This is a genomic window from Roseovarius maritimus (assembly GCF_043355895.2).
Taxonomy (GTDB): Bacteria; Pseudomonadota; Alphaproteobacteria; order Rhodobacterales; family Rhodobacteraceae; genus Roseovarius; species Roseovarius maritimus.
The window spans coordinates 199,943-223,150 of record NZ_JBHFPF020000004.1 but is presented as its reverse complement, the minus strand read 5'-3'; the positions used below and the strand labels follow the sequence as shown (position 1 = coordinate 223,150).

The window sequence follows — 23,208 nt, the reverse complement described above, 5'->3', positions numbered from 1 at the left end:
GAGGTTTTATGCGTCTGTCACGTTCCACTCTGCTTTATCCCGCCGCTGCCCTCGGTGCAATCGCGGCAGGCCTTTTCATCGCCCTCGGAGGCGTGGCGGATGGGGCAGGCACCGCCCCGGCACGCGATTACTCGGCCCTTGCCGCCGGTCTGGACGGCGACATGAAGAAGCTGAATTTCCATGAGGAGCCCAAGGCGATCTCAACCGCGAGCTTCATCACCGAAGACGGCGGCGAGGCCACGCTGGCCGATTATGAGGGCAAGTATATCCTGCTGAATTTCTGGGCCACCTGGTGCGCGCCCTGCCGCAAGGAAATGCCGATGCTATCCGAGCTGCAGACCGAATTCAGCGGCGAGGGTTTCGAGGTGGTCACCTTGGCCACAGGGCGCAACGCGGTGCCCGCCATCGAGGGCTTCTTTGACGAGATCGGCGTGACCAATCTGCCGATGCACCGGGACCCCAAGCAGCGTGTGGCGCGCGACATGGGCGTTCTGGGCCTGCCGATCACGGTCATTATCGATCCCGAGGGGCGCGAGGTCGCGCGCCTTCAGGGCGACGCGCATTGGAGCAGCGACAGCGCCAAGGCACTGATCTCGGGGCTGAACGCCGCGCCCGAGTGAGGCACCCCGGATGTTTGCATAAATATCCGCGCCCATTGCGGGCGGGGTATTTCTGCCGCTAAGACAGTGTGCATACGCACTGCCGGAGGCGCATCATGCCCGTGATCACCAATATCCAAGACCTCAAGGACATCTACCGCCGCCGCGTGCCGCGCATGTTCTACGACTATTGCGAATCGGGCAGCTGGACCGAGCAGACCTTCCGCGCCAACACGAGCGATTTCAACGAGATCCTGTTGCGCCAGCGCGTCGCCATCGACATGGCCGGGCGCAGCACGGCCAGCCAGATGATCGGGCAGGACGTCTCGATGCCCGTCGCGCTCGCGCCGGTAGGTCTCACCGGCATGCAAAGCGCCGATGGCGAGATCAAGGCCGCCCGCGCCGCCGAGAAATTCGGCGTGCCCTTCACGCTCAGCACCATGTCCATCTGCTCGATCGAGGACGTGGCCGAGAATACCGAGAAGCCGTTCTGGCTGCAGGTCTATACGCTGCTCGATGACGACTACATGCAGCGCCTCTTCGACCGCGCCAAGGCCGCCAAATGCTCGGCAGCGATCATCACGGTTGATCTGCAGATGCTGGGCCAGCGCCACAAGGATATCAAGAACGGCCTTTCCGCCCCGCCCAAGCTGACGCCGCGCAGCATTGCCAACATGGCGACCAAGGCACGCTGGGGCCTCGAGATGCTGGGGACCAAGCGTCGCAGCTTCGGCAATATCGTGGGTCATGTGAAGGCGGTCAAAGACCCCTCCGATCTGGCGACCTGGACCAACGAGGCGTTCGACCCCTCGCTCGACTGGGACCGGATCCGTCAGTTCCGCAAGATGTGGGACGGCCCGCTGATCATCAAGGGCATCATCGACCCGCGCGATGCCAAGGAAGCGCTGAATGTCGGAGCCGACGCGATCATCGTCAGCAACCATGGCGGGCGGCAGCTGGATGGCGCGCTCAGCTCGATCCGGGCGCTGCCGCAGATCATGGACGCCGTGGGCGACAAGATCGAGGTGCATCTCGACAGCGGCATCCGCTCGGGTCAGGACGTGCTGAAGGCGCTCGCGATGGGCGCGACCGGCACCTATATCGGCCGCGCCTATATCTATGGCCTCGGCGCGATGGGCGAGGCGGGCGTGACCCGTGCGCTTGAGGTGATCCACAAGGAGCTGGACGTCTCGATGGCCTTTTGCGGGCACCGCGACATCCGCGGCGTGGACCGCGATATCCTGATGATCCCCAAGGGGTTCTCGGACGGCTGGGAATAGGCCGCCCGCGCCGGCACCGGAACGATCCCCCCGCCCCCGCGTTATCCGCCATTACGCAACTCATAAGGGGAAGATCATCATGCCGACCAAGGGCACGCCTCAGGGCCGCCTTGACATTGCCCCGACGAGTGAGCGGCCTTGGCTCCTGATTGTTTGCGGGCTTCTGGGCCTCGGGGGATGCGCGTCCCTCATCATCGGCACGCTTGTCGCGCCGATCTACGTGCCGAACCACGACTGGATCTCGGACACGATCAGCGATCTGGCGGCGGGGCGCTGGGAAATCCTGATGGATGTCGCCCTCTACGGCTTTGCCGCTGGGCTCATGGCCACGGCGCTCGCCGCCGCGCACGCGCATCTGGGCAAGGCCGGATGGAGCGTCGGCGTCATGTCCCTCAGCCTGCTGGCGGCGGCCGTTGTCATCATCGGCGCGCGCAACGAGTATGGCGACAACGACAATGAGGGTGTCGTCGTGCATATCTACATCGTCTACGCGATGGGCGCGCTCTTTGCGCTGCTGAGCGCCGTGATGCAGGCCGGGCTCCGCACTTCGGGCCATGTGCGCGCGGGGTGGTGGATCATCGCGCTTGGCATCGGCTGGGTGGTGATGTCACCCGTCTTCCTGATGTCCGCGACCTCGGTGGATGGTCTTCTGGAGCGTATCCTCGGGCTGTTTGCATGCGGCATGGTAACTGTTTTGTCTCTGGTCTTCCTGCGGCGGGGCATGCACAGCCGCAACGAGGTGTAGCGCATGGAATACGTCGCCATCATCGGGCAGACCCTTCTCGCCGTGGTCGCGGTCATCGTGCTGGCCCGGTTCAATGGGCTGCGCTCTTTTTCCAAGATGTCGAGCTTCGATTTCGCGCTGACCATCGCTGCGGGCTCGGTTCTGGCCACCATGATGACCAGTGCCAAAACGCCTTGGCCGGGTCTCGTGGCTCTGGTAACGCTCTTCGCGGCGCGCTTTGTCATATCGCTGCTGCGCGAGCACTGGAGGCCGGTCAAATGGCTTACGGACAACACGCCGCTGATGCTATACTACGAAGGCGAGCTTTTTGAGGAGAACCTCACCCTGGCACGCGTGACCGAGGACGAGTTGCGAAGCAAGCTGCGGGAGGCAAATGCCATACGCGAGGGCTGCGTGCGGGCGATCGTTCTGGAAGCAACGGGCGATGTCAGCGTCCTGCATGGCGAAACGCTCGACACCGATCTGCTGAAGGGGGTGTCATGGGGCCGGGTTACGCCGCCCCCATTGGAATGACGGTGAGGAACGATCAAAGGCCGACATTCTCAATGGCCTGAACGGCACATGCCTCGTCATTCGCCGAGCCGCCGGCACCCGCGACGCCGACCGCGCCGATGGTTTCGCCATCGACCGTGACAGGCACACCACCCCCCAGCAAAAGCAGTTCGGAGACCGTATTGAGGTTCCGGGAGGCCGGATCATCCGCCGCCCGCTGACCCAGCGCACCGCTTTTCGACTTGGTCGAAAGGGACGTGAAAGCCTTGCGCTGCGCAGCCACGGTATTATGCGGGCCGACATTGTCGCCGCGCTGCAAGGCCACCAGATTGCCGCCGCGATCAACGACAGCAACGACGGCATTCTGATCAATCTCGGCGCAGGCCGCGATTGCTCCGCTGGCCAACTGGTTGGCCAGTTCCAGCGAGAGGGTCTTCTGGCTGAGCACCCCGCCATCCCGCGCCAACGCCATGGGCGCTGTCAGGCCCGCGATTGCAGCAAATGCGCCTGCTTTAAACAAACTGTTCATCTTGATCTCCTTTAAGGACGCGTTCCGGAATAGTGGCGCCCGGCGCTGGCCGGGCGCTGAATGCGGCGGCTCAGTTGCCCAGATACGTGGAATAACCAAAGGGATTGATCAGGATCGGGATGTGGTGATGCTCGCGCTCGGCGTCCTGGATATGGAACGTGACGCTGATCTGCGGAAAGAACGGATCATCCCCCAGCGCCTCATAGCCCGACACATCGAAATTCAGACGATACAGCGCAACTTCGGTTTCGATGCCAAAACCTTTGACGCGCCCGTTTTCGGCGGTCTCGCCGCTGCCGATCTGCGTCCATTCGCCGTTTTTCTGCATCTCGAGCGTGACAGGGATGCCCGCGCCGCCGGTGCCGGTCGTCGTGTTCAGAACGTGTGTCGACAGATCGCCAGCAAGGGCGGCACCGGATAGCGACATCGCTGCGCCGGCGATGAGCAGTGTTTTGGAAAGCATGGAAATTCCTTTCTTTCGGACACCCCAGACGAGGGCACGCCACGTAGCCCGCCACCAGCCGGACTGGCCCGTTTGCAACAAGTCTCCGGCGTTCAGAGACGGTGATATGATTAGGCTTTCGGCCAAGTCCGCAGGACGCCATCCTGCTCTGGCCAGGGGCTGACCTAACCGATCGCGCCGCGCCGACAACAGCGCTGCGCGCTTTGCTTCACCGGATCACGCCGATATGACTCGGCGTGAGCAACGGAATCGCCCTTCACATTGCCCCGCAGATCCTCTATGCGGGCGGCTTCACGCGGGGCTACAGCCTTGGAGGAGCCCCGCCCTTATCTTATGGAGACTACACATGGCTGGAGAAATTCCTGATCTTCACGCCCAGGAACGCACGGGGACAGGCAAGGGCGCCGCTCGTGCCGCACGCCGCGAGGGCATGGTTCCGGGTATCGTTTTTGGTGGTGACAAAGATCCGCTGCCTATCAACATCCCTTTCAACGTGCTGCTCAAGCGGCTCAAGCAGGGCCGTTTCAAGTCGACCCTGTTCAACCTGAAGGTCGAAGGCCAGGAAGACGTGCGTGTCATCTGCCGCGACGTTCAGCGCGATGTGGTCAAGGACCTGCCGACGCATCTGGACCTGATGCGCCTGCGCCGCACGACCAAGATCAACCTGTTCATCCCGATCGACTTTCAGAACGAGGAAGATTGTCCGGCGATCACCAAGGGCGGCGTCATGACGACGATTCGCGGCGAAGTCGAGCTGCTGGTGACGGCAGGCGACATCCCCGAGACGCTGACCGTGGACCTGAGCAAGCTGGAGAATATCGGTGACACGATCACGATTTCCGATATCGAGCTGCCCCAGGGCGCAGAGCTCGTGATCAAGGATCGCGACTTCATGATCTGCAACGTCTCGGCCCCGTCGGCCCTGAAGTCCGACGCCGAGGAAGAGGACGAGGCAGCCGCTGACGAAGTCCCGACGATCGAGCAGGAAGACGACATCCCGCCGGCCGACGAGTGATTCCGGCCGCGTCCGACATGGGCGTGGGAGAATGCAGCAACGCGGCGCCGGTTCCGGCGCCGCGTTTTGTCATCCGGTGAATGCCTCGGCGGGCCTCCGATCTGATTGATCGCACGGCCCCGAACGCGTAGGTTCGCCAGCGAGACAGATCCGAAAGGCACCCCATGCTGATTTTTGCAGGGCTGGGCAATCCCGGCGCGAAATACGCCGGGAACCGGCACAATATCGGCTTCATGGCGCTGGACCGGATCGCGTCGGATCACGGGTTTGGCCCGTGGAAGGCCCGGTTTCAGGGGCAGACCGCCGAAGGCAGGTTGGGCGATAATAAGGTTCTGCTTCTCAAGCCCGAGACCTTCATGAATCTCAGCGGCCAGTCCGTGGGCGAGGCTATGCGCTTTTTCAAGCTGGAGGCGCCGGACATCACCGTCTTTCACGACGAAATCGACCTCGCCCCCGGCAAGGTGCGCGTCAAGGATGGTGGCGGTCACGCGGGGCATAATGGCCTGCGGTCGATCCATCAGCATATCGGGCCGCATTACACCCGTGTGCGCATGGGAGTCGGGCATCCGGGCCACAAGGATGCCGTGCCGGGATACGTCCTGCATGATTTCGCCAAGGCCGATCAGGACTGGCTGGATGACGTTCTGCGTGGCTGCAGCGACGGCGCGCCGCATTTGGCGGCGGGCGACAATGGCAAGTTCCAGAATGCCGTGGCCCTGCGCACCGCGCCGCCGCGCTCTTCCGGCGGGACGAATGGCAAGGCGCAGAAACCGGCCGCCCCTGACCCCGCGCCCAAGCCCGAGCCTGAACCCCAGCCCGAGGACACCCGCAGCGCCTTGCAGAAACTGGCCGACAGGTTTCGCTGACGGTCTCGCCAAGAAAGGGACGATACGATGGAAAAAGAACCTTCAGTGAACGTTCTGGGCACCGCTCTCAGCCCGTGCTCGTCGCGCGACCCGGTCACCGGTTTCTTTCGCGATGGCCATTGCAACACCTGTGCCGAGGATCGCGGCAGCCACACCGTCTGTGCCGAGATGACCGCCGAATTTCTCGCTTTTTCGAAATATGTCGGAAATGATCTCAGCACGCCCAGGCCGGAATTCGGCTTTGCCGGATTGCAGCCGGGGGATCAGTGGTGCCTGTGCGCGGCGCGCTTTGCGCAGGCCCATGACGAGGGTTGCGCGCCGCGCGTCCACCTTGCCGCCACACATCAGCGCGCGCTCGATATCGTGCCTCTTGCTGTCTTGCGCCTCCACGCATCCGACGGCTGATCGGCCGGCAAGTCCCCCTTAAAGGAGCCTTGTTCAAAGCCCTGGACATTTGCGAGGCTGAACAGCAACAACCCAGCCATCGTGGCCGTCACGTCGGGCGAGCTGACCGCAGTCAGAGACCACGCAATCGCGAAACCGAAGATCATCACGAAGGTGATCGCCCAATCTTGGAACCGATCGCGCTTTCGCACGTCTAGGCTATGACAACCTCGCGCACCCAAAGTTGACGGCTCAACCGTGCCGTCATCCGTATCGGCCGACCGGCATCCATCGCACCGTTTTGTAATCTTCTGCAAAGCAGCCGAGCCGCTCTGGGTCTAGCACTGAGGTCACCGAGCAGGCCGCTCCCACGTGGCTCCGGGTAGAGCTCGCCAGAGTGACAAACTTCAATACAGGCGGTTGGTCAGCAACGTTTGCCTGGCACCCAAGCGCCGGGTCATTTCCATGAAAAGCGCCGTATTGGCCTGCGACCGGGAACTTATCTTGAAGATCACCGTTCATGTCCTACATACCGACCGTCGGTTGGTAACAGGAGGCGATATGTCGGATAGCGTGAAAATCCCGGTCAAACAGGCATCCAAGCGCACGCGCATGGCGCCGGAAATGCGGCGCGCGCAGCTTCTGGATGCGGCGCAAGGGCTGTTTTTTACCCGCGGCTGGGATGATGTGACGATTGCCGATGTGCTGTCCGAGGCCGGAATTTCCAAGGGTGGCTTCTATCACCACTTCACCGCAAAGGAGGACCTTCTCGATGGCGTGGTCGAGCGTTTTACCCATGAAGCCCTAGCCGCGGCAGATGTCGCCCGCGCCGAGACGACAGGCGATGCGCTGAAGCGGTTCAACGCGTTCCTGGCCGAGTCGAGCCGCTGGAAGGCCGAACGTGGCCAGCAGATGAAATTCTTCCTCGATGCCATGCTGCAACCGGGCAACGACATCCTGTTTCAACGCATCTCGAATGCCTCCACCGCCGCGGCCAAGCCGGTGCTGCGCAGCATGATTGCGGATGGCGTGACCGAAGGGTGCTTTGACGTGCCGGATATCGACCTTGTCACCGAGACGATCCTGGCCTGTTCGCATGGCCGCCGGCCGGTGATCGAAAAAGCGATCCGCGCCGCCGAGGCCGGGAAGCTGTGCGAAGGGGCGAAGATCCTCGATGACCGGATGGTTGCCGAGGGGGCGCTGATGGACCGTCTTCTGGGGCTGCCGATGGGCAGTATCGCGCTCTCCAATCCGAAGGAGTACCGACTCATGCTGCAGGCCATCGTGGATGGCTGAGACGTGTTGGAATCGCAGCAGGCCCCGATCCAAAACTGAAAACGGAAAGGATACATCATGATCACGGTCAAGGAATTGAAGCCCAATGTGTACGAGCTGACGCTGGAAGGCGTGCTGGAGAAATCCGACATCGAGACAATGGAGCGCGAGTTGACACCGGCGCTCAAGGGGGACGGCCCGCTGGGCCTGATCGTGCGCGCCGAAGGGTGGAGCGATATCACCGCAGACGCCATTGCCGAGGACATGAAGTTCGAATTCGGCCTGCTGGCCCAATGGTCCAAGGTCGCCCGGATGGCGCTGGTCAGCGATCTTCAGGCTTTCGCGGCGCTGATGAAATGGGTGGACCCGATCCTTCCGATGATCGAGATGAAAAGCTTTGGCAGCGACGGTGTGGCGGCGGCCGAGGCGTTCGTATCGGACCTGCCTGCCAAGACAGGTGCCGGGTCCGGCCGCGGTGCGACTCTTCTGTCCGACGGCTCGGACGGGGTGATCGCCTACGAGATCGACGGCCCGATCACGGCCGAGGACTTGGACAAGGTGATGGCGCCGCTTGAGCCCTACCTCAAGGGCGACAAGAAGATCGACCTTCTCGTGCGAATCAAGAGCTACGAGGGTTTTGATCCGTCGATCCTGACGGATGGCTCCTTCATGGGGTCCAAGATCGGGGCAATCTCGCATGTGGGTCGCTATGCCATTATCGGCGCGCCCGAATGGATGGCCACGATGGTCGGCTCGGTCGGGGCGATCATGCCCTTCGAGATGCGCATGTTCGATCATTCCGAAGAAGATGCCGCCTGGGCCTGGGTTCGCCGCGCCTGACCACCCTTTCCGCCCGGCTCAACCATGCCGGGCGGCAGATCCCTCTGACCGCAATTCGGACCGGGCATGTGCCCGCACAGGGCACGTGTCCCAAGGAGATCATACGATGACCGAGGCCAATACAGACGGGCGTAGGCCCCTCTCGTTCGAGAGCGACAAAGGATCGGCCCGCTCCAGATGGGTGGCCGGCGGGCTTGCCGTCGCCGTCATCGGATGGATGGGCAGCGGTTATATCATCCCGTCCGACAGCGCGCCCGCGCCCTCGGGCGGCGCCGTCACGCGCAAGGCCGTCACCGTTGCGGTCCGCCGCTCGGTCGCCGAGCCGGTGCAGCAGGTCTTTGCCGCCGAGGGCCAAGCCCTGCCAGACCGCGACACCATGATCCGGGCCGAAACCTCAGGCCTGATCGCCGAGCTTCTGGTAGACAAGGGCGCCGAGCTGGAGGCTGGACAGGTCATCGCGCGGTTCGACACCGCCGCGCGCCTGTCCGACCTGACCCGCGCCGAAGAAGAGATGAGCCGTGCCCAGCGCGAATTCGACAACGCCAGCGCCCTGGTAGAGCGCGGCATCGCCACGGTGGACCGCGTGACCGAGGCGCGCGCGGCATTGGCCGCGGCCCGTGCCGGCGTGACCACAGCCGAGGAAGCGATCGAGAATACCGAGATCCGCGCGCCGTTTGCCGGACAACTCGAGGTGCTGGAAATCGATACGGGCGAATATGTCGCGACGGGCACCGAAATCGGCCGGATCGTGGACAACACGCCACTCACGATCCGCATCCAGATCCCCCAGCAGGCGCGCGGCGACATCGAGGTCGGCCAGAGCGCCGAGGTGTCCTTTATCACAGGTGCCGCGGGCCGCGGCCAAGTCACGTTCGTCGGCACCAGCGCAGATGCCGAGACGCGCACCTTTCTGGCCGAGGTCGAGGTGCCCAATGAAGGCGGTGCGATCCCTGCGGGCATCAGCGCGCAACTGCGCATCCCCACGGGCGAAATGACCGCACATTTCGTGTCCCCCGCCATCCTGTCGCTGGACACTGACGGAACGCTGGGGATCAAGACAGTGAACGACCGAAACGTGGTGGAATTTCACCAGATCGACATCGTGCGCGCGCAGACCGATGGCATCTGGGTGTCGGGCCTGCCCGATGAGGCGCAGATCATCTCGATCGGTCAGGGTTTCGTCAATGATGGCGAGGCGGTCGATCCGCAGCCCGAGAGCGGCGTTGAGGCGGCAGATCAGCAAGAGCCGGTGCCCGGCGCGCCGGATGTTCAGTCCGAGACAAAGGCCAGCGGCCAGATCACCATGTCCGAAAACGGCACTGATGGCACGGAGACGACCCAATGAACGGTATCATCGACGCGGCCTTCAGCCGCAGCCGCGTGGTGGTCATGGCCCTGATCATGATTCTCGCCGTGGGCACCTATGCCTATGTCACGATCCCAAAGGAATCGTCGCCCGAGATCCCGATCCCGATCTTTTACATCTCGACCACGCTCGACGGGATCTCGCCCGAGGATTCCGAGCGCCTGTTGGTCGAGCCGATGGAAACCGAGCTGAGCGCAATTTCCGGTCTCAAGCAGATGATCGCGAATGCCGGCGAAGGCTATGCGAGCCTGCAACTTGAATTCGACCCCGGTTTCGATGCCGACGACGCGCTGGACAAGGTCCGCGAGGGGGTTGACCGCGCCCGGCCCGAATTGCCCGAGGATGCCACCGACCCGGTCGTGACCGAAATCAACACCGCCCTTTTCCCCATCCTCACCGTCATCCTGTCCGGCCCCGTGCCCGAGCGCACGCTCAATTCGCTGTCCGAGGATCTGTCGGACCGGATCGAAGGCCTGACCGGCGTGCTTGAGGTCGATGTGGGCGGCGCGCGCGACGAGCTCTTGGAAGTTCTGATCGATCCCACCGTCTTTGAGACCTACAATATCAGCTTCGAAGAATTGATCAGCCAGATCAATCGCAACAACCGCCTGATCGCGGCGGGCGCCATCGAAAACGGCGCGGGGCGCATCGTGCTGAAGGTGCCGGGCCTCATTGAGGATGCCGAGGACGTCATGAACCTGCCCGTGAAGGTGCGCGGCGATACCGTCGTGACCTTCGGCGACGTGGCCACGATCCGCCGCACCTTCGAGGACCCCACCGGTTTTGCCCGCATCGACGGTCAGCCGGCGCTGGCGCTCGAGATCAAGAAACGGTCCGGCGCCAACATTATCGAGACCGTCAGCGCCGTGCGAGGCCTGATCGAGGAAGCCAAAGCGGACTGGCCCGAGAGCGTCGATATCAGCTACATGCAGGACGAGAGCGAGCAGGTCGAGACCATGCTCAGCGATCTGGAGGCGAATGTGATCGCCGCCGTGATCCTCGTGATGATCGTCATCGTCTGGGCGCTGGGCATCCGCTCGGCCCTTTTGGTGGGCCTTGCCATTCCGGGCGCCTTTCTGGCGGGCGTCACGGGGCTCTGGTTCATGGGCTACACGATGAACCTCGTCGTGCTCTTTTCGCTGATCCTCGTAGTCGGGATGCTGGTCGATGGCGCCATCGTCACGACCGAGCTGGCAGATCGTCGCCTGCAAGAGGGCGATGCGCCGAAAGCTGCCTATGCGTTCGCCGCAAAGCGGATGGCTTGGCCCATCATCGCCTCCACCGCGACAACGCTGTCTGTGTTTTTTCCACTGCTGTTCTGGACCGGGACCGTGGGCGAATTCATGAAGTTCCTGCCGATCACGGTCATCCTGACCCTGACTGCCTCGCTTTTCATGGCGCTGATGTTCATCCCCGTGGCCGGCGGCCTCATCGGCAAGAAGCCGCCCCAGTCCGCCAAGGACAAGGCCACTCTGCACGCGGCCGAGAAGGGTGATCCGCGCGATCTGGGCGGGTTTACCGGCGGCTATGTCAAACTGCTGCAATTCGCAATCCTGCGCCCCTGGGCGACGTTGCTGATGGCAATTTCCTTCCTGCTCGCAGGCTTTGGCGCCTATGGCCAGTTCGGCAACGGCATCAGCTTTTTCCCGTCGATCGAGCCGGAATTTGCGCAAGTGCAGGTGCGCGCCCGCGACAATTTCTCGATCTTCGAGAAGGACACGCTGGTCCGCCGGGTCGAGGAACGGCTCTTTGACTATGACGAGATCGCGTCGGTCTATGCCCGCTCGGGTGGGTCGAATCAGGATGCGGCGGATCTGATCGGCACGGTCCAGATCGAGTTCACCGAATGGGACACGCGCCGAGCCGCTGCGGTGATCGGCGAGGAAATCCGCGCCGACATGGCGACCATTCCGGGCATCGACGTTCAGGTACAAACCGCCTCCTCCGGCCCCTCGGCGGGCAAGCCGATCAATCTGCGCATCCGTGCGCGCGCCCCCGAGGCGCAGGCCGACGCGGTCGAGAAGATCCGCGGCGCGATGACCGATATCGGCGGCTTTACCGATGTGACGGACACCCGCCCCCTGCCGGGCGTCGAGTGGCGCATTTCGGTCAATCGCTCCGAGGCCGCGCGTTTCGGCGCCGATGTGTCGACCCTTGGGCAGGCCGTCCAGCTGCTGACGCGCGGCATCACCGTGGCCGACTACCGCCCCGACGGCGCCGATGGCACGGTCGATATCAACGTGCGTTTCCCCGCAGATGAGCGCACGCTGGAAGAGCTTCAATCCCTGCGCGTGCCGACCTCCACGGGCCTTGTGCCCATCTCGAACTTCGTGACGTTCGAACCCAGCCCCCGCAGTGGCACCATCACCCGCGTCGATCAGCGCCGCGTCATCACCATCGAGGCCAATGTCGCCCCCGGCGTGCTGGTCAACGATCAGGTCACAGCGCTGCAATCGGCCATCGGCAATATGGCTCTGCCGGACGGTGTCGAGGCCAGTTTTGCGGGCGAGGCTCAGGACCAGACGGACTCGATGATCTTCCTTGCCGGGGCCTTTGTGACCGCCATCATGCTGATGTTCATCATCCTCGTGATCCAGTTCAACAATTTCTACCAGGCCTTCGTCGTCATGAGCGCAATCATCTTTTCCATCGCGGGCGTCCTCTTTGGCCTCATCGTCACGGGCCGCCCGTTTGGCGTGGTCATGGGCGGCATCGGGGTGATCGCGCTGGCCGGGATCGTGGTGAACAACAATATCGTGCTGATCGACACCTATAATGATCTGAAGAAGGCCGGCCTCTCACCGCTCGAGTCAGCCCTCAGAACCGGCGCCCAACGTCTGCGCCCCGTGGTGCTGACCTCGGTCACGACCGCGCTGGGCCTCATGCCCATGGTACTCGGCGTGAACCTCAACTTCTTCACGCGCGAAATCGTTTATGGCGCGCCGTCCACGCAATGGTGGACCGAGCTCAGCTCGGCCATCGCCGGCGGGCTGGTGATCGCGACCGTTTTGACCCTGATCGTGACACCCGCCATGCTGATGCTGGGCGAGAAAATCGCGCGCCGGGCACAGCCAGCAGGCAAGGCTGCCACCGAACAACCGGCCTGACGCCTCGTTGCGCGAGTCCTGCGCGAAAATCAGCCGCTCTGCCTCTGGAAGGTTGCAGGGCGGCGGGGCTTTGCCACGCGTCAATGCATCTGGCGATCCCTCGAGGACTCGAACCCCGAACCTGCTGATTAGAAGTCAGCTGCTCTATCCAGTTGAGCTAAGGGACCGCGCGGCCCTTCTCTAGCGCCGAGGCGCGCCCAGCGCAAAGGCTAATCCGCGCCGAAAGGCTCCTCAGGATAGCCTACACCGGCAAGGTAGAGCCCCTGGGGCGGGCAGACTGGCCCGCAGGCCGCGCGGTCCTTCGCATCGAGCGCTGCGCGCACGTCGCCCGACGTCCACGCACCGCGCCCCACACGCTCAAGTGTGCCGACGATACTGCGCACCTGGTTGTGCAGGAAGGACCGCGCGCGCAAGCGAAACTGCAACTCCGCGCCGCCCGGCCCTTGGACACGGTCGATCCGGATCTCATCCAGAGTCTTGACCGGGCTGGCCGACTGGCACATGGCCGACCGGAACGTGGTAAAGTCATGCAGGCCGATCATATGCGCGGCGCCCGCGCGCATCGCATCTTCGTCCAGATCGTGCGGCACCTGCCAGACCAGCCCCTTGTCATGTGTCACCGGTGCGCGCCGCATCACGAGGCGAAAGAAATAGCGCCGCTCCACAGCAGAAAACCGCGCGTGCCAATCCGCTTCCACCTCGGCGCAATCGACGATGGCCACCGGCTCAGGCTTCAGATGATAATTCAGCGCTTCCATCAGTCTGAAAGGCGCCCAGGGCTTCGACAGATCGCAGTGCGCCACCTGCCCCAGCGCATGCACGCCCGCATCGGTGCGCCCGGCGGCGGCGATGGTGTGCGGCCCCGCCTCCAGCCGCGTCAGCGCATCCTCAATCGCGCCCTGAATGGATGGCTGGTCGCGCTGGCGCTGCCAGCCCGCGAAGGGAGCCCCGTGATACTCGACTTTCAAAGCAAATCTCGGCATGGCGCCCGACTTACGCCAAATGCTGGCCCTGTGAAAGCGCTCGGGGCTTTCACCGTTCTATAAATACGCTCGCCGAAGGCGATCCGGACCCTTCCACTGGAATCCAACCGATCCCGCGGTTATCTATGAGCGCAAGGCATTACGGAAAGGGCCGCGCATTGGGCATATCGAACCTGGCAGACGGCCTTACCCGCGGGGCCGAGCGAATCTCCGGCACCGTTTCCGAGACGTTTTTCGAGCCCGTGATCCGCATCGGCGTGACCGGCCTTGCCCGCGCGGGCAAGACGGTATTCATCACCTCCCTCGTCGCCAACCTGCTGGAGCGGGGGCGCATGCCCGGCCTTGCCGCCGCGGCCGAGGGTCGCATCAGCGCCGCCTTCCTGCAGCCGCAGCCCGACGATACGGTGCCGCGCTTCGATTTCGAGCATCACCTCGATGCGCTGACTGCGCCGGTGCCGCATTGGCCCGAAAGCACCCGCACCATATCCGAGCTGCGCCTCAGCTTGCGCGTGCGTCCCACCGGCCTTTTGGCGGGACTGTCCGGGCCGCGCACGGTGCATGTCGATATCGTGGATTATCCCGGCGAGTGGCTGCTGGATCTCTCCCTGATGGAGAAATCCTACACCGAATGGAGTGCCGCCGCGCTGGAGGCGATGCAGCGCCGCGACATCGCCGCAGAGTACCTTGCGCACGAGGCCGTCGCCGATGGCGCGGAAACCTGGGAAGAGCCGCAGATCAGGGCGCTGGCCGAAAGTTTCACCGTCTATCTGCACGCGGCGCGCAAAAAGGGCCTCAGCGGCATCGCGCCGGGCCGGTTCCTGTTGCCGGGCGACATGGCTGGATCGCCCGCGCTGACCTTCGCGCCAATGCGGAGGCCCGAGAGCCCCGCGCGCCGCAGCCTCTGGCGCGAGATGGAGCGGCGCTATGACGCCTACAAATCGCAGATCGTCGCTCCATTCTTTCGCGATCACTTCTCAAAGATCGATCGGCAGATCGTGCTGATCGATGCGCTGGAGGCGATCCATGCGGGGCCGCCCGCTGTGGCCGATCTACAAGACACGATGGCCGATATCCTCAGCGCCTTTCGCCCCGGTCGCAACGCGTTCCTCAGCCGCATCTTCTTTGGTCGCCGCGTCGAGAAGATCCTCTTTGCCGCGACCAAGGCCGATCACCTGCACCATTCGCAGCATACCCGTCTGACCGCCTTCATGGAGGCGCTGACGGGCGAGGCCCGCGCGCGTGCCGATTTTCAGGGCGCACAGACCGCGTCCCTGGCGCTGGCCTCGCTGCGCGCGACGGTCGAGGAAGTACGCGAGCATGAGGGCGAGCACCTCGATTGCGTGCGCGGCACGTTGCAAAACCCTGACGGATCGCGCGGCAAGGAGGCGGCCTTCTACCCCGGCGCGCTCCCCGACAGCCCTGCCAGCCTGATCGCCTCGGCGCGTCAGGGGCATGACACATGGCTGGACCGTGACTACCAGATCATGAAATTCGCGCCTGCGAGCCTGCAGCTGAAACCGGGCATGGGCCCGCCCCATATCCGCCTTGACCGCGCGGCACAGTTCCTGATCGGGGACCGGCTATGAACGCCCCGGCGCCCTTTCGCGCGCGCATGTGGCACGTGCCGCAGATGGCCGCGATCCTTTGGGGGTTTGGCCGCCGCACGGCTTGGCTGCCGCGTGTGCGCCCCTACCGAACGGATCTGCGCGTGATGGCGCGGATCACACGGGCGGGATGGGTGCGCGTGCTGCATGACATGCGCGGGCCTGCCGCCTTCATCGCGCGCGATGGCACGCAGGTCCATGCGCTTTACGTGCACCCGCGCGCACAGGGTCGCGGGCTGGGACGGGCGCTATTGGATGATGCCAAGCGCGCGGCGCCCAAGCTGGAGCTGTGGGTGGCCGAGGCCAACGAGACCGCGCGCGCCTTCTACACTGCGCAGGGCTTTGCCGAGACTCGGCGCAGCGACGGCGCGGGCAATGACGAGCGCCTCCCCGATATCCAGATGCTCTGGCAGAGTGAAAGGCGCGTTCAATGACCCGCCCCAAAGGCCCCGTTCTGTTCGATCTCGATGACAGCGCCCCCCGCGCCACTCCGTCCGAGGCGCCCCCGGTGCCCGACCCGGATCTGCCCGAGTCGCCATATGGCAACCCACGGGGCGCCGCGATGCAGACCGCTGCGGTTCTGGCCGCGCGCCGCCCGTCGCGGATGGCGCGGCTTTTCTGGGGGCTGGTCGGCACGCTTCTTGGCGTGGCGATCTCGCTGGCCGCTTGGGATTTCGCCACCGGCCTCATCGCGCGGGTGCCGATGCTGGGCTATGCGGTCACCGCGCTCATCGCCGCGCTGCTGATCGTGCTCATCGTCATCGCGATACGCGAAATGGCCGCCTTTGCCCGGCTTGGCCGGATCGACACTCTGCACCGCCGCGCCGATGCCGCCCTCGCGTCCGAGGATCTGCTCGCCGCCCGCGCGCTTACCGATGATCTGGTCGCGCTTTACAAAGGACGTGAGGATACCCGCTGGGGTCGCACCCGGCTGGCCGAGCAACGGGGCGATCAGTTCGACGCGAGTGCGCTTCTGGCGCTGGCCGAGGCCGAATTGCTGACGCCGCTCGATGCCGCAGCGTTGCGGCAGGTCGAGGGCGCGGCGCGGCAGGTCGCCGCCGTCACCGCGCTGGTGCCGCTGGCGCTGGCCGATGTGATCGTCGCACTCAGCGCCAATATCCGCATGATCCGCCGCATTGCCGAGATCTATGGCGGCCGCTCGGGCACGCTCGGCAGCCTGCGCCTCACCCGTGCGGTGATGACGCATCTCGTGGCCACCGGCGCCGTGGCCGTGGGCGATGACGTGATCAGCTCGGTCGCGGGCGGCAGCCTTCTCAGCAAGGTCTCGCGCCGCTTTGGCGAGGGCGTCGTGAATGGGGCGCTAACCGCGCGTGTCGGCGTCGCCGCCATGGAGGTCTGCCGCCCCCTGCCCTTCTCGACCGGCAAGCGCCCCAAGGTGCGCCGCATCATCACCACGGCGCTCAGCGGGCTCTTTCCCAGCTAAAGCGTTTCGCCGTTAACCTGAGATATCAGATAAAAGGCGATACGCGCGCAACATTGATGCGCGTCGCGCGGGTATCGCGAAAATCAGTGATTCAGGTTTTCCGCGAAACGCTTTAGCGCAGGTTCGGCACCCCGCCCTGCGGCGCGCGCATCTCCAGCCCGATTTTCAGAGCGCGCCCGATCCGGTGTGCCAGCGCCGACCAGCGCCGCGCCGTCTCCTCGGGCAACTCCTGCATCAGCACAGCGTCGAACAGGTCAAGCCAAATGGCGAAATGATCACCCCTCACGTCGCCCGCTTGTTTATGCACCATCATCGGATTGCCGTCATAGGACCGCTCGCGCAGGATGGCATTGGCCCAGAAGCGCGTGATCTTCTCCTCATGCGCCGGCCAGTCGCTGACATGCGCGGCAAAAACCGGCCCCAGCACAGGATCGCGCCGAACCTGCGCATAGAACCGCGCGACGACGCGCGCGATGTCCTCGCGGCTTACCTCGAATTGTGCCAACGGGTTCGTCATATGCCGCCTCTCCTTTCGCCCTCTGGACGCGGGGCCGCGCCGCCCCTATAACGCCGCCATGATGCGTTTCATTGCGATCATCATTCGAATTACATGCCCGGCGCTCTGAGACCTGAGCCGCCGGGAAGAAGGCGTTCGAGCCATTCGCGCCGCCCCCTCATATCCTGCCCAAGACCCGAGATAAAGGACGCCCGAAATGTGCGCCGACACCGTTGATACAACGCCCGAATACAAACATACGCTGAACCTGCCGCAGACCGATTTCCCGATGCGCGCCGGCCTGCCCAAGCGCGAGCCCGAATGGCTGGCCCGCTGGGAAGAGATCGGCATCTATGACCGCCTGCGCGAGAAGGCAGAGGGCAGAACGCCTTTCACCCTGCATGACGGCCCTCCCTACGCCAACGGGCATCTGCATATTGGCCACGCGCTGAACAAGATCCTCAAGGATATGGTGGTGCGCAGCCAGCAGATGATGGGCTTTGATGCGCGCTACATCCCCGGCTGGGATTGCCACGGCCTGCCCATCGAGTGGAAGATCGAAGAGCAATACCGCGCCAAGGGTCTGAACAAGGACGAGGTCAACATCGTCGATTTCCGGCAGGAATGCCGCAAGTTCGCCGATGGTTGGATCGACATCCAGCGAAATGAATTCAAGCGCCTCGGTGTCACCGGCAACTGGGAAAAGCCTTACCTCACGATGGATTTCCGCGCCGAGCGGATCATCGCGGAGGAATTCCAGAAGTTCCTGATGACCGGCACGCTCTATCAGGGGTCCAAACCCGTGATGTGGTCGCCCGTCGAGAAGACCGCGCTGGCCGAGGCGGAGGTGGAATATCACGACAAGGAAAGCTTCACGATCTGGGTGAAGTTCGAGGTCTTGCAGGGCGTTGACAATGGCGATGGGAAACTTTGGCCTCGCGAATTGGCGTCAGGACGAGCATACGAGCGCACTCCTCAAGCAGCCTCACCTGACCTAATCGGCGCCAACGTCGTTATCTGGACCACCACCCCCTGGACCATCCCGTCGAACAAGGCGGTCGTCTACGGCGCCAACTACGAATACGGCCTCTACGAGGTCACGGACACGCCTGACGAGTGCTGGGCCGCCCCCGGCGACCGCTTCCTTCTGGCCGACAAGCTGGCGGGCGAGGTGTTCAAGCGGGCCCGCCTCGACGAAGGCATGTGGAAACGCGTGCGCGGTGTCACGTCCGAAGAACTTTCGCATCTGTCGCTCAAGCACCCCCTCGCCGGCGCGGACGGCTCCGAAGGCGAATGGGACCAGCCCCGCGATTTCCGCGCAGCCGATTTCGTCACCGACGAGGAAGGCACGGGCTTTGTCCACTGCGCGCCCTCGCACGGCATGGAGGAGTTCGAGCTCTACCGCGATCTCGGCCGCCTGCAGGAGGTCATCACCTATAACGTCATGGACGATGGCAGCTTCCGCGCGGATCTGCCCTTTTTCGGCGGCACCTTCATCCTCGACCGCAAGGGCAAGGAGGGCAACGCCAACAAGGCCGTCATCGACAAGCTGACCGAGGTCGGCGGCCTTCTGGCGCGCGGCAAGATCAAGCACAGCTACCCCCACAGCTGGCGCTCCAAGGCGCCGATCATCTATCGCAACACGCCGCAATGGTTCGCCGCCATCGACCGCCCCGTGGGCGACGGGCAGGACACTTACGGCAAGACGATCCGCGAGCGCGCGCTGACCTCCATCGACGAGCTGGTGACATGGACCCCGCAAAAGGGCCGCAACCGCCTTTATTCGATGATCGAGGCGCGCCCCGACTGGGTGCTGTCGCGCCAGCGCGCCTGGGGCGTGCCGCTCACCTGCTTTACCCGGAAAGGCGCCAAGCCCACTGACGAGGGCTTCCTGCTGCAAAACGAGCAGGTCAACGCCCGCATCCTCGAGGCCTTCGAGGCCGAGGGCGCGGATGCTTGGTACAAGGACGGCGCCAAGGAGCGGTTCCTGGACGGCATCGTCGACCCCGAAGACTGGGACAAGGTCGACGACATTCTCGACGTGTGGTTCGATAGCGGCTCCACCCACGCGTTCGTGCTGCGCGACCGCGAGGACGGCTCGGAGGACGGGCTGGCCGATCTCTACCTGGAGGGTACCGACCAGCATCGCGGCTGGTTCCACTCGTCCATGTTGCAGGCCTGCGGCACGATCGGCCGCGCGCCCTATCGCGGCGTGCTGACCCATGGCTTCACGCTGGACGAGAAGGGCAACAAGATGTCCAAATCGGTCGGCAACACGGTCGCCCCCGAGGACGTGACCAAGCAATACGGCGCCGATATCCTGCGCCTCTGGGTTGCCCAGTCGGACTACACTGGCGATCTGCGGATCGGACAGGAAATCCTCAAGGGCGTGTCGGACAGCTACCGCCGTATGCGTAACACGATGCGCTACCTTCTTGGCGCGCTCGCGCATTTCGAGGAATCCGACCGGATCGAGCCTTCGGAGATGCCGGAGCTCGAGCAATGGGTTCTTCACCGCCTGGCCGAGCTGGATACGCGCGTGCGCGAGGGCTATGCCGCCTATGACTTCCAGGGCGTGACGCAGGCGCTTTTCAACTTCTGCACGCTGGACCTTTCGGCCTTCTATTTCGACGTGCGCAAGGATGTGCTCTATTGCGACGGCGACAGCACGCGGCGCCGGGCCGCGCGCACCGTGCTCGACCTCTTGTTCCATCGCCTCACCACATGGCTTGCCCCCATCATGGTCTTCACGATGGAGGAGGTCTGGCTCGAGCGTTTCCCCGGCGAGGGCTCGTCCCTGCACCTGCACGACATTCCCGAGACGCCGCAAATCTGGCTGAACCCGGACCTCGCCGCCAAATGGGCCGGTATCCGTCAGGCTCGCCGCACTGTGACGGCGGCGCTTGAGGTCGAGCGCACCAACAAGGTGATCGGCTCCTCGCTCGAGGCGGCGCCGCTGGTGCATGTCACGGATAGCGGGCTGCGCGAGGCGCTTCAATCGGTGCATTTCGAGGATGTCTGCATCACCTCGGCGATCGGCATCCGCGAGGGCGATGCCCCCGAGCAGGCCTTCCGCCTGCCCGAGACCGAAGGCATCGGCGTCATCTTCCGGAAGGCGCCCGGCGAGAAATGCCTGCGCTGCTGGAAGATCCTGCCGGATGTCGGCACGCACGAGCACCTCGGAACTTGCCAGCGCTGCTCCGACGCGCTGGACTGATACGAAATACCGGGCGCGGAGTTTCCCTTTCGCGCCCGGCTTCATCTTGGCAAAACACTCACGCCGAAGGCGTCTCGCCCGGCCATGTCCGCAAAGGCCAGATCATGCCCCAAGACCGCCGCAACATGCCGCTTTCACCGGCCACCCGCCTCGCCCAGGCGCTCCACCATGTCGAGGAACGCACCGGCGCCGTCACCCCCTCGATCCAGCCTTCCTCGACCTATGCGCGCGGCGCCGATTACGCCGCCCGCCAGCCCTATATCTACCGCCGCGACGGCAATGAGACTACTGAGCTGGCCGAGGCCGTCATCAACGATATCGAGGGCGCGGCCTCCACGCTCCTTTTCGCGTCTGGGATGTCGGCGGCCAATGCGGTGCTCGAAGCGTTGCCGATGGGCGCGCATGTCGTGGCGCCCGGCGTCATGTATCACGGCGTCCTGCACCAGCTGCGCAAGCATCATGCCAGCGGGCGGCTTCAGGTCGATTTCCACCCGGCCGGCGATCTGGACGCGATGCGCGCCGCGATGCGCCCCGGCCAGACCGCGCTCGTATGGGTCGAAACGCCCAGCAATCCCGACTGGACCGTCACCGACATCGCCGCCGCCGCTCAGATCGCGCATGCCGCGGGCGCGAAACTGATCACCGATTGCACCGGCACGCCGCCGCCGGGCTGCCGTGCGCTCGATCACGGCGCCGATATATCTTTTCACTCGGCCACCAAATACATGAACGGGCATTCCGACGTCACCGCAGGCTCGCTCGCTGTACGTGAGGTGGGCGAGATGTGGGACGAGATCACGTCGATCCGCACCCTTCACGGCACCGTCCTGCACAGCTTCGATGCGTGGCTTCTGGTGCGCGGCATGCGCACCCTCATGCTGCGCGTCGAGCGGCAGACCGCCAGCGCGCTGGCCATCGCCAAGCACTTCGAGGGGCATCCCCTGCTGCAATCGGTACTCTATCCCGGCCTGCCCGCGCATCCGGGCCATGACATCGCACACCGCCAGACCAGCGGCATGTTCGGCGGCATGCTCTCGATCATCACCAAGGGGGGCGAGCAAACGGCTATCGACACCGCCCGCCACAGCCGCCTTTTCTACCCCGCCACGTCCCTCGGCGGTGTTGAGAGCCTGATCGAACATCGCAAGACCGTCTCGGGCCCCGGCTTTGACGTGCATCCGAATCTTCTGCGCCTTTCGATCGGCATCGAGGATCCGTCTGACTTAATCACGGACCTGGAACAGGCGCTTGCCCTCGCGGAAGGCTGACGGCGCCGGGAACAAAGCACGCACGCACCGGTGCTGCATCGCTTGCACCGGCAGGACGCTTCATCATATAAGATCAGACTTGCTAACTGAATTGGCCTGCCGGAATGTCACTCGATCTCAAGGATGTTGTCAGTCTCTCTCCCGAGACGATCCGCGAAAACGATGTTTTCGCCCATGCCATCAAACATAGCCGCCTGCCCCTTTGCATCACCGACCCGACCAGGCCCGATGAACCGATCGTCTTTGCCAATCAGGCGTTTTGCGATCTTACCGGCTATGACGAAGAAGAGTTCATCGGTCGGAACTGCCGGTTTCTGCAGGGGCCCGAAACCACTAGCGAAAGCGTGGAGGCGATCCGCGTCGCCATAGCTTCGCGCGAGGTGGCGATGATCGAGATCGTGAATTATCGCAAGAATGGCGAGAAATTCATCAACGCGCTTCAGATCGGTCCGATCTACGACGAAGAGGGACAGCTGATCTTCCGTTTCGGCTCGCAACTGGACGTCTCCGAGGCCCGCGCCAAGGAGCGCCGCGAGGCCGAGTTGCGCACGTCGGAATTGCTGCACAGGCTCAAAAATATCGTCAACGTGATGAGCGTCGTGATCAAGATGACCGGGCGCACGGAAACCGATCCCGAGGAATACAGCGAAAAGGTCATCGAGCGTCTTGTCGCCCTCGGTCAGACCCATTTCGACACTCTCACCAGCACCCGGCCCAGCCAGCTGAAATTCGAACATCTGGCGCGCACACTCCTGCTCGCCTATGCTCCGCTGGGTGAGCAGCAGGTTCGCTTCAGCGGTCACGATGTCGACCTGACCGGTGACATGGTCACGTCGCTGACGCTCTTGCTGCATGAACTGGCGACGAATTCAGTCAAGCATGGCAGCCTTGGAAGTGAAACGGGGCGGGTCGATCTATCATGGTCCCTGACCGAAGCGGACGAGTTTCAAATGGTCTGGCACGAGGTCGGCGGCCCCGAGGTCACGCCCCCCACAAGGGAGAGCGGCGCGGATATCGTCTCCAAGCTGATCGCCGCATCGAATGGTGCGCTTCACTTCGATTGGCTGACGGACGGTCTGGTCGTGACCCTGAACCTCCCGATGGACGAAGGCTAGGCTACGCGCGCTACCCGGAACCGCCGCGACCCGGCTTTTTCTCGATAGAAAACCCCATGGCCCGCCGCCGCCGGCACGCAGGCGATTCATATTTTTCAGCCACGCTTGAGGCCGGAGCAG

The 23,208-nt window shown here is 63.9% G+C and carries 21 protein-coding genes and 1 tRNA gene; 17 read left to right on the top strand and 5 right to left on the bottom strand.

Annotated features, from left to right (window positions below):
* Window positions 1-8 precede the first annotated feature (8 nt).
* From ACEWPM_RS10665 to ACEWPM_RS10650, 4 genes are all read left to right on the top strand, one after another.
* Entirely contained in the window at window positions 9-620 is a 612-nt protein-coding gene (locus ACEWPM_RS10665) for a TlpA disulfide reductase family protein (RefSeq protein WP_393962025.1), read from the top strand.
* Window positions 621-715: 95 nt separating this feature from the next.
* On the top strand, window positions 716-1,879 hold the full coding sequence (locus ACEWPM_RS10660; RefSeq protein ID WP_393962026.1) for an alpha-hydroxy acid oxidase: 1,164 nt from the start codon (window positions 716-718) through the stop codon (window positions 1,877-1,879).
* Window positions 1,880-1,958: 79 nt separating this feature from the next.
* Window positions 1,959-2,624, top strand: a complete 666-nt coding sequence (locus tag ACEWPM_RS10655; RefSeq protein WP_393962027.1) for a DUF998 domain-containing protein — start codon at window positions 1,959-1,961, stop codon at window positions 2,622-2,624.
* 3 nt (window positions 2,625-2,627) lie between these two features.
* Window positions 2,628-3,137, top strand: a complete 510-nt coding sequence (locus ACEWPM_RS10650) for a DUF421 domain-containing protein (protein WP_393962028.1) — start codon at window positions 2,628-2,630, stop codon at window positions 3,135-3,137.
* Window positions 3,138-3,150: 13 nt separating this feature from the next.
* On the opposite strand, the gene ACEWPM_RS10645 is transcribed toward ACEWPM_RS10650, so the two are convergent.
* Window positions 3,151-3,645: a GlcG/HbpS family heme-binding protein gene (locus tag ACEWPM_RS10645; RefSeq protein WP_393962029.1), complete on the bottom strand. Its 495-nt coding sequence runs from the start codon at window positions 3,643-3,645 to the stop codon at window positions 3,151-3,153.
* A gap of 70 nt (window positions 3,646-3,715) precedes the next feature.
* Window positions 3,716-4,108: a hydroxyisourate hydrolase gene (uraH, locus tag ACEWPM_RS10640; RefSeq protein ID WP_393962030.1), complete on the bottom strand. Its 393-nt coding sequence runs from the start codon at window positions 4,106-4,108 to the stop codon at window positions 3,716-3,718.
* Between the two features lie 346 nt (window positions 4,109-4,454).
* Here uraH and ACEWPM_RS10635 point away from each other — a divergent pair, with 346 nt between their 5' ends.
* From ACEWPM_RS10635 to ACEWPM_RS10605, 7 genes are all read left to right on the top strand, one after another.
* Complete coding sequence (locus ACEWPM_RS10635; RefSeq protein ID WP_393962031.1) at window positions 4,455-5,123, top strand: 50S ribosomal protein L25/general stress protein Ctc; 669 nt, start codon at window positions 4,455-4,457, stop codon at window positions 5,121-5,123.
* 164 nt (window positions 5,124-5,287) lie between these two features.
* Window positions 5,288-5,989 (top strand): aminoacyl-tRNA hydrolase, encoded by a 702-nt coding sequence (gene pth, locus ACEWPM_RS10630; RefSeq protein WP_393962032.1) that lies wholly within the window; start codon window positions 5,288-5,290, stop codon window positions 5,987-5,989.
* A gap of 27 nt (window positions 5,990-6,016) precedes the next feature.
* Window positions 6,017-6,394, top strand: a complete 378-nt coding sequence (locus tag ACEWPM_RS10625) for a DUF2237 family protein (RefSeq protein ID WP_393962033.1) — start codon at window positions 6,017-6,019, stop codon at window positions 6,392-6,394.
* 540 nt (window positions 6,395-6,934) lie between these two features.
* Complete coding sequence (locus ACEWPM_RS10620; protein WP_393962034.1) at window positions 6,935-7,669, top strand: TetR/AcrR family transcriptional regulator; 735 nt, start codon at window positions 6,935-6,937, stop codon at window positions 7,667-7,669.
* Window positions 7,670-7,726: 57 nt separating this feature from the next.
* Window positions 7,727-8,488, top strand: a complete 762-nt coding sequence (locus tag ACEWPM_RS10615; protein ID WP_393962035.1) for a SpoIIAA family protein — start codon at window positions 7,727-7,729, stop codon at window positions 8,486-8,488.
* 106 nt (window positions 8,489-8,594) lie between these two features.
* The gene (locus ACEWPM_RS10610) at window positions 8,595-9,833 is read left to right on the top strand and encodes an efflux RND transporter periplasmic adaptor subunit (RefSeq protein ID WP_393962036.1); all 1,239 of its coding nucleotides are present in this window, start codon (window positions 8,595-8,597) and stop codon (window positions 9,831-9,833) included.
* The gene (locus ACEWPM_RS10605; RefSeq protein ID WP_393962037.1) at window positions 9,830-12,961 is read left to right on the top strand and encodes an efflux RND transporter permease subunit; all 3,132 of its coding nucleotides are present in this window, start codon (window positions 9,830-9,832) and stop codon (window positions 12,959-12,961) included. The genes ACEWPM_RS10610 and ACEWPM_RS10605 overlap by 4 nt, the downstream gene beginning before the upstream one ends.
* A 90-nt stretch (window positions 12,962-13,051) precedes the next feature.
* On the opposite strand, the gene ACEWPM_RS10600 is transcribed toward ACEWPM_RS10605, so the two are convergent.
* Both ACEWPM_RS10600 and truA read right to left on the bottom strand, forming a co-directional pair.
* A tRNA-Arg gene (locus ACEWPM_RS10600) sits at window positions 13,052-13,128 on the bottom strand.
* Window positions 13,129-13,170: 42 nt separating this feature from the next.
* On the bottom strand, window positions 13,171-13,944 hold the full coding sequence (gene truA, locus ACEWPM_RS10595; protein WP_393962038.1) for a tRNA pseudouridine(38-40) synthase TruA: 774 nt from the start codon (window positions 13,942-13,944) through the stop codon (window positions 13,171-13,173).
* A gap of 158 nt (window positions 13,945-14,102) precedes the next feature.
* Here truA and ACEWPM_RS10590 point away from each other — a divergent pair, with 158 nt between their 5' ends.
* Genes ACEWPM_RS10590 through ACEWPM_RS10580 form a run of 3 tightly spaced genes read left to right on the top strand, consistent with a single transcriptional unit; the run spans window position 14,103 to window position 16,992 of the window.
* Window positions 14,103-15,530, top strand: coding sequence for a YcjX family GTP-binding protein (locus ACEWPM_RS10590; RefSeq protein ID WP_393962039.1), 1,428 nt, complete (start codon window positions 14,103-14,105; stop codon window positions 15,528-15,530).
* Window positions 15,527-15,982: a GNAT family N-acetyltransferase gene (locus tag ACEWPM_RS10585; protein WP_393962040.1), complete on the top strand. Its 456-nt coding sequence runs from the start codon at window positions 15,527-15,529 to the stop codon at window positions 15,980-15,982. The genes ACEWPM_RS10590 and ACEWPM_RS10585 overlap by 4 nt, the downstream gene beginning before the upstream one ends.
* Window positions 15,979-16,992 (top strand): YcjF family protein, encoded by a 1,014-nt coding sequence (locus ACEWPM_RS10580; protein WP_393962041.1) that lies wholly within the window; start codon window positions 15,979-15,981, stop codon window positions 16,990-16,992. The genes ACEWPM_RS10585 and ACEWPM_RS10580 overlap by 4 nt, the downstream gene beginning before the upstream one ends.
* Window positions 16,993-17,104: 112 nt before the next feature.
* Here the strand turns inward: ACEWPM_RS10580 and ACEWPM_RS10575 are convergent, their stop codons facing one another.
* Complete coding sequence (locus ACEWPM_RS10575) at window positions 17,105-17,509, bottom strand: group III truncated hemoglobin (protein WP_393962042.1); 405 nt, start codon at window positions 17,507-17,509, stop codon at window positions 17,105-17,107.
* A 196-nt stretch (window positions 17,510-17,705) separates the two neighbouring features.
* Between ACEWPM_RS10575 and ileS the strand changes: the two genes are divergently transcribed.
* The 3 genes from ileS to ACEWPM_RS10560 all read left to right on the top strand — a co-directional run bounded on the left by ileS (window position 17,706) and on the right by ACEWPM_RS10560 (window position 23,088).
* Window positions 17,706-20,705 carry an isoleucine--tRNA ligase gene (ileS, locus tag ACEWPM_RS10570; RefSeq protein ID WP_393962043.1) on the top strand — a complete coding sequence of 1,000 codons (3,000 nt, stop codon included), beginning with the start codon at window positions 17,706-17,708 and terminating at the stop codon, window positions 20,703-20,705.
* Between the two features lie 104 nt (window positions 20,706-20,809).
* Window positions 20,810-21,973 carry a trans-sulfuration enzyme family protein gene (locus tag ACEWPM_RS10565; RefSeq protein WP_393962044.1) on the top strand — a complete coding sequence of 388 codons (1,164 nt, stop codon included), beginning with the start codon at window positions 20,810-20,812 and terminating at the stop codon, window positions 21,971-21,973.
* Window positions 21,974-22,077: 104 nt separating this feature from the next.
* Window positions 22,078-23,088 carry a PAS domain-containing protein gene (locus ACEWPM_RS10560; RefSeq protein WP_393962045.1) on the top strand — a complete coding sequence of 337 codons (1,011 nt, stop codon included), beginning with the start codon at window positions 22,078-22,080 and terminating at the stop codon, window positions 23,086-23,088.
* The last annotated feature ends 120 nt before the right edge of the window (window positions 23,089-23,208 follow it).